This is a genomic window from Streptomyces asiaticus (genome assembly GCF_018138715.1).
In the GTDB taxonomy this organism is placed as follows: Bacteria; Actinomycetota; Actinomycetes; order Streptomycetales; family Streptomycetaceae; genus Streptomyces; species Streptomyces asiaticus.
In genome coordinates this window covers 5,796,244-5,808,828 of record NZ_JAGSHX010000006.1, presented here as the reverse complement: position 1 = coordinate 5,808,828, position 12,585 = coordinate 5,796,244, and the positions used below count along the sequence as shown (strand labels likewise).

Below are 12,585 nucleotides of genomic sequence, written 5' to 3'. Positions count from 1 at the left end.
TCAACGCGTTCAGTGTCCGGTCGGCAAGACAGCGCCTCCAGGGCCGACCAGGGGTCCGTGACTCATGAGTCGGAGTAGCTGAAGTCGCCAACGGTCCAACCGCTGACGTCCTTGATCGCGACGCGGTACATCCCGCCCGTCTCGGGGATCCCCATGCTGCCTTGCAGGATCCGGGCGACGTGAAAGTGCAGATGCGTGGGCGGACCGCCGCGGTCGGGCCGGTCCTGCGCCTCGTCGGCGGTGAAGACCCCGGCGAAGGGGCCGAGGCGGTCCGAGTCCCTCAGGATCTCCGACACACGCTGCCTCCACACGGCTTCGGGAGCCAACCGTCCGGTGATGACAGCGCCGCCGGTGACCACGGTCAGGGACATCTGGTTGCTCTGCTCGGACTCCACTATGGCGGCTACGTCAACGAGCAGTTCGTCAGCGTTCGACATGAGAGCCGATTTTATTCATCGGTCCGTCCGGCTGTCCCCCACTGGACGCGGCGGCGAACGGGCCAGCGCCTCCTGCCGGGGTGCCACCCCTGAGCCGGCCGAGTGACCAGCCGCACGCTCGCTGGTACGAGCCGCAGGCTATCGAGGGCCGACGCACGACAAAATCTATACTCGCCAGAGTAGACATTGGACTGTCGAATGGTTAAGGTTTTTCTCGTAGACAGAGTCGAACGAGACCCGGCAGACACGAACTGGCGGGTAGAAGTACGTGAAGTTCCCAGGTCGGTGCGGCTGTGGAGTTGCGAAGCCAGGTTGTTCGCAGGAAGGCGACGGGACTGGCAGCCGCACCGGGCGGCCCGGAGTGGATGACTGAGCGAAGAACGGAGGAAGCGGACGCCATCAGGATCGCCCGGGGATGGAGAACCGGCCCGGGTACCGCAAGACCCCGGAACGGAAGGTGGTCCCCGGTCAAGCATTCGCGATCCCCGCGATCCCGCCCTCCTCGGGCGGCGTAGCGGAAGACAGAAGGTCGGCACAGCGGTAGCGCCGACAGATGGTGTTGAATTTCCTTCGGGGCCCTGGTGCTTACGGCACCAGGGCCCCTCGACGCGTTGCTCAACGAGGTGAGAATGACAGCAGACAATCCGCTCGGTGGTCGCCTGGACGACGACGACTACCCCGCCTACACCATGGGACGGGCAGCAGAGATGCTCGGCACCACCCCCGGCTTTCTCCGCGCCATCGGTGAGGCCCGCCTCATCACCCCGCTCCGCTCGGAGGGCGGGCACCGCCGGTACTCCCGCTACCAACTGCGGATCGCCGCCCGCGCCCGCGAGCTCGTCGACCAGGGCATGCCGGTCGAAGCCGCCTGCCGCATCGTCATCCTCGAGGACCAGCTCGAGGAGGCTCAGCGCATCAACGCGGAGTTCCGCCGCGCCGCGGCCGAACAGCACGACGACTCTCCATGAGCCCTTCCGGGCACAGCCGATGCCGGGCCAAACCGACCCGGCATCGCCAGCCGCCCTTACCGCGGAAATCTCCCCAGGTCAGCGACGTAGGGGAGTTCATACATTGAAGCGGAACTCCACCACGTCCCCGTCCTGCATCACATAGTCCTTGCCCTCCATGCGCGCCTTACCGGCCGCGCGAGCCTCGGCGACGGAGCCCGTCTCGACCAGGTCCTCGTAGGAGATGACCTCGGCCTTGATGAAGCCCTTCTGGAAGTCGGTGTGGATGACACCGGCCGCCTCCGGGGCCGTGGCGCCCTTCTTGATGGTCCAGGCGCGGGACTCCTTGGGGCCGGCGGTGAGGTAGGTCTGGAGGCCCAGGGTGTTGAAGCCGACGTGGGCGAGGGTGGCCAGGCCGGGCTCGTCCTGGCCCACGGACTGGAGGAGTTCGAGGGCCTCGTCCTCGTCGAGCTCGGCGAGGTCGGCCTCCAGCTTGGCGTTGAGGAAGATCGCCTCGGCGGGGGCGACGAGGGCGCGCTGCTCGGCCTTGAAGGAGTCGTCGGTGAGCTCCTCCTCGTCGACGTTGAAGACGTAGAGGAAGGGCTTGGTGGTGAGCAGGTGCAGCTCGTGGAGGAGGGCGGCGCGCTCGCTGCCCTGGACGATGCCGGCGGAGAAGAGGGTGCGGCCCTCGTCGAGGATGGCCTTGGCCTCCTCGACGGCCGTGACCTGGGGCTGCTTGTCCTTCTTGATCCGGGCCTCCTTGACCAGGCGCGGCAGCACCTTCTCGATGGTCTGGAGGTCGGCGAGGATCAGCTCGGTGTTGATCGTCTCGATGTCGCTCTTCGGCGAGATCTTGCCGTCGACGTGGACGACGTTCTCGTCCTTGAAGGCCCGGATGACCTGGCAGATGGCGTCCGACTCACGGATGTTCGCCAGGAACTTGTTGCCCAGGCCCTCGCCCTCCGAGGCGCCCTTGACGATGCCCGCGATGTCGACGAAGTCGACGGTGGCGGGCAGCTTGCGGGCCGAGCCGAAGATCTCGGCGAGCCTGTCCAGGCGGGGGTCGGGGACGCCGACCACGCCGACGTTGGGCTCGATGGTGGCGAACGGGTAGTTGGCCGCCAGCACGTCGTTCTTGGTGAGGGCGTTGAACAGGGTCGACTTGCCGACATTCGGCAGACCGACGATTCCGATCGTGAGCGACACGTTGACGACTTCCCGTAGCTTCCCGTGGCGGGGATGTGAGTACCGATGACGGGCCCCGGTGGAGCCGGGGCCGGTCCACCAGTCTACGGGGCCGCCCTCGATCACCCGGCCGGGCTGACAATCGGTCGAACACACTGCCAAGGTCCTGCGAAGGGCGTGTCCAAGACCGGATTCTCGCCCTCCGGCGACCTACGTTGGTCGGGTGGAGCATTACAGCACGCGTACGCCCCGCCGCGCGGCGGCACCGCCGCCCCGTCCCGCCGCCGACGACGCATATCCGGGACGGGGCAGAGGCACGGGTCAGGGCCGGGGGCAGTCCGGCGGCGCGGCCCGGGCGCCCCGGCCTGCCGCACGCCGTACGGGGCCGTCCGGAGCGGCCGCGGCGCGGCCCGCCGTCCTGCGGCGGGCCCGGGGGCTGTCCTTCCCGGACCCCCGGCTGACCGGGCTGGGCGCGGGGCTGCTGACCACGCTCACCATGCTCGGCATCGGCTGCCTGGACGCGCTGCTGCTCTCCGGCTCCCCCACCGTCTACAGCGTGCTCTTCCTGCCCGCCTGCGCGGCCTGCGGGCTGTGGGTGCGGCCCGCCGATCTGCTGGCGGCGCCGGTGACGGCGCCGCTGGCGTACACGGTCGGGCTGCTGCCGATCAACGAGGGTTCGGCGGGGTTCAGCGGACAGGCGGTGGGGGTGTTCACCGCGCTGTCGCTGCAAGCCGGCTGGCTCTACGCGGGGACGCTGCTGACCGTGGTGATCGTGCTCGTACGGCGGGCCCTGCTGTTCACCCGGCGTCGCCGGCAGCAGCGGCCGCGGCCATCCCGGCACCCACGATCCCCGCGTTGTTCTGAAGCTGCGCCGGCACGATCTCGGCCCTGACGCCCTCGATCAGCGGCAGGAACTTGTCCGCCTTACGGCTCACCCCGCCGCCCAGCACGAAGAGCTCGGGAGAGAAGAGCATCTCCAGGTGGTGGAGGTACTTCTGCACCCGGCGCGCCCAGTGCGGCCAACTGAGGTCGTGATCGTCCTTGACCTTGGTCGAGGCCCGCTTCTCCGCCTCGTGGCCGTCCAGCTCCAGATGGCCCAGCTCGGTGTTGGTGAGCAGATGCCCGTCGGTGAAGACCGCGCTGCCGATGCCGGTGCCGAGGGTGAGCACGATCACGGTGCCCTTGACGCCGCGGGCGGCGCCGAACGTCACCTCCGCGACCCCGGCCGCGTCCGCGTCGTTCAGCACCGTGACCGGGCAGTCCAGCCGCTCGGCGAGGCGCGACGCCAGATCGGTGCCGATCCAGCTCTTGTCGACATTCGCGGCGGTAAGGGTGACACCGTCCTTCACCACGCCCGGGAAGGTCACCCCGACCGGCCGCCCGGACCAGTCGAAGTGCCGGACGACCTCCACCACACCGTCCAGGACCGCCTCGGGCGTGGACGGATGCGGCGTGAGCACCTTATGGCGCTCTTCGGCGAGCTCACCCCGGTCCAGGTCGACCGGGGCGCCCTTGATGCCCGAACCGCCGATGTCGATGCCGAATACCTTCACCGCGGACGCCCCCGTGTCCCCCTGGCCGTACGTCACCGCTGCGACCCCTCGGGCCGGCCGGCGACCGCCGCGGCCTCCGGCGAGCCGGAGGCCGCGGCGGCCTCGGCCCGCAGGTCCCGGCGCAGCTCCTTGGGCAGCGAGAAGGTCAGCGACTCCTGCATGGGCTGGACGACCTCGACATCGCCGAAGCCGCGCTCGGCCAGCCACTCCAGGACGCCCTCGACGAGCACGTCAGGAACGGAGGCGCCCGAGGTCACGCCGACCGTGGTGACGCCCTCCAGCCATGCCTCGTCGATCTCGCTCGCGTAGTCGACCAGATGGCCCGCCTTGGCGCCCGCGCCGAGGGCGACCTCCACCAGCCGCACCGAGTTGGAGGAGTTCTTGGAGCCGACCACGATCACCAGGTCGGACTCGGCGGCCACCTGCTTGATGGCGGTCTGGCGGTTCTGCGTGGCGTAGCAGATGTCGTCGCTGGGCGGGCTGATGAGCTGCGGGAAGCGCTCCTTGAGCGCGTCCACGGTCTCCATGGTCTCGTCGACGGAGAGGGTGGTCTGGGAGAGCCAGACGACCTTGGACTCATCCCGTACCTCGACGTTCTTCACATCGTCGGGGCCGTCGACCAGGGTGATGTGCTCGGGGGCCTCACCGCTGGTGCCGATGACCTCTTCATGGCCTTCATGGCCGATCAGGAGGATGTCGTAGTCCTCCTTGGCGAACCGGACTGCTTCCTTGTGGACCTTGGTGACCAGGGGGCAGGTGGCGTCGATGGTGGCCAGCTTGCGCGTGGCGGCCTCCTCGTGGACCACCGGCGCGACACCGTGCGCCGAGAAGATCACGATGGAGCCCTCGGGCACCTCCTCCGTCTCGTCGACGAAGATGGCGCCCTTCTTCTCCAGGGTCTGGACGACGTACTTGTTGTGGACGATCTCCTTGCGCACATAGATCGGCGCGCCGTACTGCTCCAGGGCCTTCTCGACGGCGATCACGGCACGGTCGACACCGGCACAGTAGCCACGGGGGGCCGCGAGCAGGACCCGGCGGGCGGAGGTTGCAGTCATGTCCCCCATGGTAGGGGCGATGACCGCGGGGTCTGCCGGTTGGTGGGGGGCTGCCGGTTGATGGGAGGCCGCTGGTTGGTGGGGGCTGCCGGTTGGTGGGGGCGATGACCCCCACTGCTGTCGGTGGTGGCCGATACCCTCGCGGTCATGGCTGTCAACACGTCCGCGGAGGCGCCGATCCCGGTCGGCGAGGTGTCCCGGCTGATCGGGGGCTGGATCGACCGGCTCGGCGCGATCTGGGTCGAGGGGCAGATCACCCAGCTGTCCCGGCGCCCGGGCGCCGGTGTGGTGTTCCTGACCCTGCGCGACCCCAGTTACGACATCTCGCTCACCGTCACCTGCTTCCGCGCCGTCTTCGACAAGATCGCGGACACGGTCACCGAGGGTGCGCGGGTCGTGGTCCACGCCAAACCGGAGTGGTACGCGCCGCGGGGCCAGCTGTCCCTGCGGGCCGCCGAGATCCGCCCGGTGGGCGTGGGTGAACTGCTCGCGCGGCTGGAGCAGTTGAAGAAGGCGCTGGCGGCGGAGGGGCTGTTCGCCGCCGACCGCAAGAAGGCGCTGCCGTTTCTGCCCCAGCTGATAGGGCTGGTCTGCGGCCGCGCCTCGGCCGCCGAGCGCGATGTGCTGGAGAACGCGCGGCTGCGCTGGCCCGCCGTCCGCTTCGAGGTGCGCAATGTGGCCGTGCAGGGGGTGCACGCGGTGCCGCAGGTGATCGAGGCGGTCAAGGAGCTCGACGCGCTGCCCGAGGTGGACGTGATCGTGGTGGCGCGCGGCGGCGGCAGCGTGGAGGACCTGCTGCCGTTCTCGGACGAGCAGCTGGTCCGGGCGGTGGCCGCGTGCCGTACGCCGGTGGTCTCCGCGATCGGCCATGAGCCGGACTCGCCGCTGCTGGACCTGGTCGCCGATCTGCGCGCCTCCACGCCCACGGACGCGGCGAAGAAGATCGTGCCCGATGTGGGCGAGGAGCTGATGCGCGTCCAGCAGCTGCGGGAGCGGGCGCTGCGCAGTGTGCACGGGCTGCTGGACCGGGAGGAGCGGGGGCTGGCCGCCGCGCTGGCCCGGCCGTGCATGCGGGAGCCGCACCGCATGGTGGACGAGCGCGCGGAGCGGATCACGGCGGTGCTGGAGCGCGCCCGCCGCTGCCTGGGCCATCTGCTGGACCGGGCCGACTCCGAGCTGACCCACACCCAGGCGCGGGTGGTCGCGCTCTCCCCCGCCGCGACGCTGCGCCGTGGCTATGCGGTGCTCCAGCACCCCGACGGCTCGGTGGTGCGGGCGGCCGAGGAGGTCGCGGAGGGCGAGGAGCTGCGGGCGCGGGTCTCCGAGGGCGAGTTCCGGGTGCGGGTCGCTGTCGGACCCGCTGAATAGGGTGAGGGGTATGGCGAAGACGGACGAGCAGACCGGGCAGGCCGGGCAGACGGACGGGCAGGCCGGGCAGAGCGCGCGGGCGGAGACCACGCTCGGCTATGAGCAGGCGCGGGACGAGCTGGTCGAGGTGGTCCGCCGCCTGGAGGCGGGCGGCACCAGCCTCGAGGAGTCGCTGGCGCTGTGGGAGCGCGGCGAGGAGCTGGCGAAGGTCTGCCGCCACTGGCTGGAGGGCGCGAGGGCCCGGCTGGACGCGGCGCTGGCGGAGGACGAAGGCGCTGAAGGCGCCGAGGAAGCGGAGAGCCCCGGGGAGCGCTGACTGTCCGGGCCCGGCGACCGTCCGGGCCCGGCTCGGACGTAGCCACATTGTGATTCGGAGCACCTTCCCCACCCCACACCATCTTTTTAGTTGAACATTAATCTAAGCGTCGTACAGTGGAGCCCGTCAGCGATATCCCCGCTTATGCAGAGGTTTCTTCCATGGCACTCGTTCTCGACCCCGCCGCCCAGGACCTGCTCTTCCGCGAGGCCCGCACTGCCAACACCTTCACCGATGAGCCGGTGACCGAGGAGCAGGTGCAGGCGATCTACGACCTGGTCAAGTACGCGCCGACCGCGTTCAACCAGTCGCCGCTGCGTATCGTGCTGGTCCGCTCGCCCGAGGCCCGTGAGCGGCTGGTCCAGCACATGGCCGAGGGCAACCAGCCCAAGACCTCCACCGCCCCGCTGGTCGCGATCCTCGCCGCGGACAACGAGTTCCACGAGGAGCTGCCCGCGCTCTTCCCGCACTTTCCGCAGGCCAAGGACGTCTTCTTCGCCGAGCGTGCCGCCCGTGAGCAGGCCGCGGCGCTCAATGCCTCGCTTCAGGCCGGTTACTTCATCCTGGGCATCCGCGCCGCCGGTCTCGCCGCCGGCCCGATGACCGGCTTCGACGCGGCCGGGGTCCAGAAGGAGTTCCTGGACGATGACCACACCCCGCTGATGGTCATCAACATCGGCAAGCCGGGCGAGGACGCCTGGTTCCCCCGTGGCCCCCGCCTGGACTACGACGACGTCATCACCACGGTCTGATCGACCACTGGACCGCGCTCGGTCACGCGTGATCAACCACGGGCCCTTGGCCCGGACCACCGGTCCGGGCCAAGGGCCCGCGTCTCGCTCAGCCCCTCTTCTCGGTGAGCTCAGCCCTTCTTCTCGGTGAGCGCCTCGGCCATCTTCGTCAGCTGCCCGTACGACGCCGTCCCGGTGACCACCGTGGTCACACCCGGCTCCTCGCGCACCAGCGCGTCGTACTTGTCGCCGTCGTAGCGGACCCAGTCCTTGCCGTCGATCCGCTGCGTCCGCTTGGTCTCCCGCGCCTGCTGGGTGACCTCCTCCACGAACGGCACGGGCTTGCCGTCGCTCTGCTCGACCGCGATGTACTCCTCGTTCTCGTCGAGGAAGCCGAGGTGCCAGAGCGCGCCGTCCTCCGCGGCGGCCGGGCGGTAGGTCACCGATGTCGCGCGCCAGCCCTTGGGCAGGCTCCCGGGCTCGGGGGCGGCCACCGGGTACGGGGCGGCGCGGCGGGCCGTGGCCAGCTCCACGCGGTAGTTCACCGTCTTCACCCCGGAGCCCTTGGGGCCCTCGTCATGCGGGATACCGAAGAGGTAGATGGCCGCCGCGACGACGCCGATCGCCGCCAGCGACAGCACCATGTCCCGGACCGTCTCTTTGCCACGCATACCTGCCACGCCCCCTATCGTCCCTCATCGGGTCGCCGCACCTCGCAACAGGGCCGCGCCCATGCGTGAGGCGCGCTCATGCGTGGGGCTATCTGCTCACTTAGCCAATCAGCGGATAAAGTCATGAACACCCTCACCCTTCTGATCCCCTCGCGGGGCGGAGGGGCCCTCACGGTCCGTCGCCGTACAGAAAGGTGCGCTCCGATGACCGAGCATCATCTCCCGTCCCAGCTCGAGGTCAGCCCCGAGGCTCCCGATCGCAACCTCGCCCTGGAACTCGTCCGGGTCACCGAGGCGGGTGCCATGGCCTCCGGACGCTGGGTGGGCCGCGGCGACAAGAACGGCGCCGACGGCGCCGCCGTCAAGGCCATGCGCTCCCTCGTGCACACCGTCTCGATGAACGGCGTCGTCGTCATCGGAGAGGGGGAGAAGGACGAGGCGCCGATGCTCTTCAACGGTGAGCGCGTGGGCGACGGCACCGGCCCGGAGTGCGACGTGGCCGTGGACCCGGTGGACGGCACCACTCTCACCGCGAAGGGCATGGCCAACGCCGTCTCCGTGCTCGCGGTCGCCGAGCGCGGCACCATGTTCGACCCGTCGGCCGTCTTCTACATGGACAAGCTGGTCACCGGCCCCGACGCCGCCGAGTTCGTCGACATCACCGCGCCCCCGGGCGTGAACATCCGCCGGATCGCCAAGGCGAAGAAGTCCAGCCCCGAGGACGTCACCGTGGTGGTCCTTGACCGCCCCCGCCACGAGGGCATCGTCAAGGAGATCCGGGAGGCGGGCGCCCGGATCAAGTTCATCTCCGACGGCGATGTGGCCGGCGCGATCATGGCCGCGCGCGAGAGCACCGGTGTGGATCTGCTGCTGGGCGTCGGCGGCACTCCGGAGGGCATCATCGCGGCCTGTGCGATCAAGTGCCTCGGCGGCACCATCCAGGCCAAGCTGTGGCCCAAGGACGACGAGGAGCGGCAGCGCGCCCTCGACGCGGGCCACGACCTCGACCAGGTCCTGGAGACGGACGACCTGGTCAGCGGCGACAATGTGTTCTTCGTCGCGACCGGCATCACCGACGGGGATCTGCTGCGCGGGGTGCGGTACCGCGCGGAGACCGCCACCACCCAGTCGCTGGTCATGCGGTCCAAGTCCGGGACGATCCGGCAGATCGACTCCACCCACCGGCTGGCCAAGCTGCGCGCCTACGCCTCGGTCGACTTCGAGCGGCCGAGCTGAACGAGGTGACGGCGGCGTTCAGTCAACGGCGGCGTTCAGCCAGGGCGATGTTCGGCCAACGGCGTCGTTCGGCCGACGCCGTGTGACAGACGCCACGTGACAGACCCCGCATGACAAGGGCCGGGTTCCGCCTCCCGGCGGCGCCCGGCCCAGGTCCCGAAGAGTTCAGCCGGCGGCGGCGACCCGCACCGCGCGCTGTAGCTCCGCCTCCCGGCGCCGGCGACGGGCCAGCACGACCCGGCGCTCGGCCGCGGTCAGCCCGCCCCACACTCCGTACGGCTCGGGCTGAAGCAGTGCGTGCTCCCGGCACTCGACCATGACCGGGCAGCGCGCGCAGACGCGCTTGGCGGCCTCCTCCCGCGACAGCCTGGCAGCCGTGGGCTCCTTGGAGGGAGCGAAGAACAGCCCGGCCTCGTCCCGTCGGCACACCGCCTCCGAGTGCCAGGGGCCGGCCTGATCCCGCGCGGGGACGCGCTGCGGGGGCACGGCGGCTTCCAGCAGGGGCTGATGCGGTTGCAGCACGGTCTACTCCTGACGACGGCTCCGGTGGTCACCCTTGCCCGCCTCGAGGTGTACGGCCCCGTTAGCACCCCCATCAGCCGTACGAGAGACGATGCACCAAGCCTTACCCGCTGTGCGCGCGCTTATGCACACCGTTGTCCCACCCGGAACTTCCCTGTGCACACCCCTTCTTCAGGGCTTACGCTCGCAGGTTCTTGAGCCGCTTACCCCGCTTGGGCTTGGCCTCCACACCGCCGAAGACGGCGAACCCGGTGACGTGGATCACCGGAGCGTCGGGGTCCTGCGCCTCGTATGCCGTGACGTCGAAACCGCCGAGGATGCCCGCGCCCGAACCGCGCAGCGAGACGTTCTCCGGGACCTTGATCTCCACCCCGCCGAAGGCGGCCACGACATGGATGACGATCTCCTGCTGCTCGAAGAGCGCCTCGGTCAGGTCGATCTCGATGCCGCCGAAGACCGCCAGGGCGTTCGTACGGCGCCTGACCCGCCAGCGGCCCTTGCGGGTCGCACCGCCGAAGACCGCCATCAGGTTCTCCGACTCGGGGAGGGAGCGCGGCCACTCCGACTCCGCGTCGCGCGCGGAAGCGGAGGCGGCGCCGCGGGTGGGGGCGGTGGGCAGATCGCGCACCAGGGGCTCCAGCTCGCCGAGGGTCTTGGCGCGATAGACCGCGTCGATCCGCTCGGCGTGCTCCTCCGGCTGGAGCCGCCCCTCGGCGAGAGCCTCCCGCAGGATGTCCGCGATCCGGTCGCGGTCCGCGTCGGACGCGCGGAGCTCGGCCTCCGCGGCGGGCGCGGGCGCCGGGGCCGAGGCGGCCTCGGGGGCGGGGGCGGGGGCGGATTTGGTCAAGGGCACGGGCTGCTGCTCATCCACGGGCTCAGCGTACCCAGTCGCGATCTATCGCGACTAGGGGTAGAGGCGACTCGACGGACAGAGCCCGGCGCAGCTGCCCGAAGCCTGTGAGGCCCCCAGGGGCCGAACATCGCGAGGGCAGCGATCCAAGCCGGGGCTAGATCGCGACTAGGGGACGGCTCGCCCGAAGCCTGTGAGGCCCGTCTTGGCGATGGCGAAACGCCTCCCGAAGTTGCTCCGCCCTACACGTGAGCGCGGGTCCGCAGTGGTGGCCTCGGTCGGCTACACGGGGCGATGCGTGACGACCGGTGCGTACATCAGGATTCGGATTCCAGCGCGGCGACATGAACCCAATGGGTAACGTAGTCGTATGACCACGGAACGTGCATGCGAGAAGCGGCAGTCCGGGCACCGTGCCCGGCTGGTGCTGACGCCTGCGCAGGTCGTGCTCATGGATGGCCAGGCGCATGCGGCCCGCACCTTGTGGAACCTGCTGCACGACTGGTGGACGATGCTGCCCAGGGACAAGCGTTCCCTCACTGCGGCGGACGCGGCGATCCGCCAGGCCCGCAAGGAGATCGACTGGCTCGCCCAGCTCCCCGCCCAGGCCGCCCAGGCTGTGCTCAAGACCTACTTCCAGGCATGGAAGAACTGCTGGGAGCGTCGCGCGGGCGCCCCGGGCTTCAAAGCCCGCTTCCGCACTGTGATGTCCATGGACATCCCCCAGGGCCGGGACCTGCGCATCACTCGGGTGCACCGCCGCTGGGGCATGGTCAACATTCCCAAGGTCGGCCGGGTCCGGTTCCGCTGGACCAAGGACCTCCCCGTGGGAAAGCGCGCCACCGCCGGGAACCGGATCACCGGAGCCCGGCTGGTCAAAGACGCGCTCGGCTGGCACATAGCCTTCCGCGTCCAGTCCCTCGAACCCAGACCCGAGCCACACACCGGCCCCGAAGTCGGCATCGACGTGGGCGTCAGCGTGCCGCTCGCCCTCTCCGACGGCACGACATTCGACCACCACGCATGGCTGCCCGGGAAAGAACAGGCCAAGCTGGGCCGACTGGAGCGGCGGGCCGCGCACCGCAAGAGCTTCCGCAAGCAGGGGGAGCGCACCTCCCACCGCCTGCGGACCACCTATGACCAGATTGCAGGACTCCGCGCGAGAGCCAAGCGCAGACGCCTGGACTGGCAGCACAAGGCCACCACCGCCATCGCCGAGAAATACGGCACGGTCGTGGTGGAAGACCTGAACATCACGAACATGGTCAAGAGCGCCAAGGGCACCATGGAGACCCCAGGGAAGAACGTCGCGCGGAAGTCCGGCCTCAACCGCGCCATCAGCCAGGAGGCATGGGGCCGCACGGTTGAACTGCTGACATACAAAACCGCCCGCCATGGCGGCACTGTGCGCAAGGTTCCCGCCCCGGGCACCTCCCAGCGCTGCTCGATGTGCGGCTGCACCACCCCGGGCAGCAGGGAGTCCCAGGCCGTGTTCGCGTGCAAGAACCCTGACTGCGGCTGGGTGGGCAACGCCGACCACAACGGAGCTCGGAACATCTTGCACCTGTACCGGATGGGCCTCGCGCTCATCCCGGCTGCCGGGAGGGCAGTCGTCAGGCGCGCACGCCACGTCAAGCCCGCCACCGTAAGGTAGGCAGGAATCTCCCGGATTCATCCGGGAGAGCACTTCAAGCTTATGGACGCGCTGTCG

At 69.9% G+C, this 12,585-nt stretch carries 14 protein-coding genes; 7 read left to right on the top strand and 7 right to left on the bottom strand.

Annotated features, from left to right (window positions below):
* Nucleotides 1–62: 62 nt before the first annotated feature.
* Nucleotides 63–437 carry a GvpU-like protein gene (locus KHP12_RS32355; RefSeq protein WP_086883630.1) on the bottom strand — a complete coding sequence of 125 codons (375 nt, stop codon included), beginning with the start codon at nt 435–437 and terminating at the stop codon, nt 63–65.
* Between the two features lie 629 nt (nt 438–1,066).
* Here KHP12_RS32355 and KHP12_RS32350 point away from each other — a divergent pair.
* Nucleotides 1,067–1,405: a helix-turn-helix domain-containing protein gene (locus tag KHP12_RS32350; RefSeq protein WP_037960250.1), complete on the top strand. Its 339-nt coding sequence runs from the start codon at nt 1,067–1,069 to the stop codon at nt 1,403–1,405.
* A 96-nt stretch (nt 1,406–1,501) separates the two neighbouring features.
* Here the strand turns inward: KHP12_RS32350 and ychF are convergent, their stop codons facing one another.
* Nucleotides 1,502–2,590, bottom strand: coding sequence for a redox-regulated ATPase YchF (ychF, locus tag KHP12_RS32345; RefSeq protein ID WP_086883631.1), 1,089 nt, complete (start codon nt 2,588–2,590; stop codon nt 1,502–1,504).
* Between the two features lie 202 nt (nt 2,591–2,792).
* Between ychF and KHP12_RS32340 the strand changes: the two genes are divergently transcribed.
* Nucleotides 2,793–3,461 carry a DUF6542 domain-containing protein gene (locus KHP12_RS32340; protein ID WP_086883632.1) on the top strand — a complete coding sequence of 223 codons (669 nt, stop codon included), beginning with the start codon at nt 2,793–2,795 and terminating at the stop codon, nt 3,459–3,461.
* Here the strand turns inward: KHP12_RS32340 and ppgK are convergent.
* Both ppgK and KHP12_RS32330 read right to left on the bottom strand, forming a co-directional pair.
* Nucleotides 3,367–4,122: a polyphosphate--glucose phosphotransferase gene (gene ppgK, locus KHP12_RS32335; RefSeq protein ID WP_086883641.1), complete on the bottom strand. Its 756-nt coding sequence runs from the start codon at nt 4,120–4,122 to the stop codon at nt 3,367–3,369. The genes KHP12_RS32340 and ppgK overlap by 95 nt on opposite strands.
* Before the next feature lie 32 nt (nt 4,123–4,154).
* Complete coding sequence (locus tag KHP12_RS32330) at nt 4,155–5,189, bottom strand: 4-hydroxy-3-methylbut-2-enyl diphosphate reductase (RefSeq protein WP_086883633.1); 1,035 nt, start codon at nt 5,187–5,189, stop codon at nt 4,155–4,157.
* A gap of 138 nt (nt 5,190–5,327) precedes the next feature.
* Between KHP12_RS32330 and xseA the strand changes: the two genes are divergently transcribed.
* The 3 genes from xseA to KHP12_RS32315 all read left to right on the top strand — a co-directional run bounded on the left by xseA (nt 5,328) and on the right by KHP12_RS32315 (nt 7,616).
* Nucleotides 5,328–6,548 carry an exodeoxyribonuclease VII large subunit gene (gene xseA, locus KHP12_RS32325; protein WP_086883642.1) on the top strand — a complete coding sequence of 407 codons (1,221 nt, stop codon included), beginning with the start codon at nt 5,328–5,330 and terminating at the stop codon, nt 6,546–6,548.
* A gap of 10 nt (nt 6,549–6,558) precedes the next feature.
* Nucleotides 6,559–6,864, top strand: a complete 306-nt coding sequence (locus tag KHP12_RS32320; protein WP_037960261.1) for an exodeoxyribonuclease VII small subunit — start codon at nt 6,559–6,561, stop codon at nt 6,862–6,864.
* Nucleotides 6,865–7,025: 161 nt separating this feature from the next.
* Nucleotides 7,026–7,616, top strand: coding sequence for a malonic semialdehyde reductase (locus KHP12_RS32315; protein WP_037960264.1), 591 nt, complete (start codon nt 7,026–7,028; stop codon nt 7,614–7,616).
* 110 nt (nt 7,617–7,726) lie between these two features.
* On the opposite strand, the gene KHP12_RS32310 is transcribed toward KHP12_RS32315, so the two are convergent.
* Complete coding sequence (locus KHP12_RS32310) at nt 7,727–8,266, bottom strand: DUF4245 domain-containing protein (protein WP_078559528.1); 540 nt, start codon at nt 8,264–8,266, stop codon at nt 7,727–7,729.
* A 204-nt stretch (nt 8,267–8,470) separates the two neighbouring features.
* On the opposite strand from KHP12_RS32310, the gene glpX reads away from it, so the two are divergent.
* Nucleotides 8,471–9,502 carry a class II fructose-bisphosphatase gene (gene glpX, locus KHP12_RS32305; RefSeq protein ID WP_020868721.1) on the top strand — a complete coding sequence of 344 codons (1,032 nt, stop codon included), beginning with the start codon at nt 8,471–8,473 and terminating at the stop codon, nt 9,500–9,502.
* Nucleotides 9,503–9,667: 165 nt separating this feature from the next.
* Here glpX and KHP12_RS32300 read toward each other — a convergent pair whose 3' ends face one another.
* The gene (locus tag KHP12_RS32300; protein ID WP_020868722.1) at nt 9,668–10,024 is read right to left on the bottom strand and encodes a WhiB family transcriptional regulator; all 357 of its coding nucleotides are present in this window, start codon (nt 10,022–10,024) and stop codon (nt 9,668–9,670) included.
* A 178-nt stretch (nt 10,025–10,202) separates the two neighbouring features.
* Nucleotides 10,203–10,895: a DUF1707 SHOCT-like domain-containing protein gene (locus KHP12_RS32295; RefSeq protein ID WP_086883634.1), complete on the bottom strand. Its 693-nt coding sequence runs from the start codon at nt 10,893–10,895 to the stop codon at nt 10,203–10,205.
* A gap of 349 nt (nt 10,896–11,244) precedes the next feature.
* Between KHP12_RS32295 and KHP12_RS32290 the strand changes: the two genes are divergently transcribed.
* Nucleotides 11,245–12,528, top strand: a complete 1,284-nt coding sequence (locus KHP12_RS32290) for an RNA-guided endonuclease InsQ/TnpB family protein (protein ID WP_086883635.1) — start codon at nt 11,245–11,247, stop codon at nt 12,526–12,528.
* Nucleotides 12,529–12,585 lie beyond the last annotated feature (57 nt).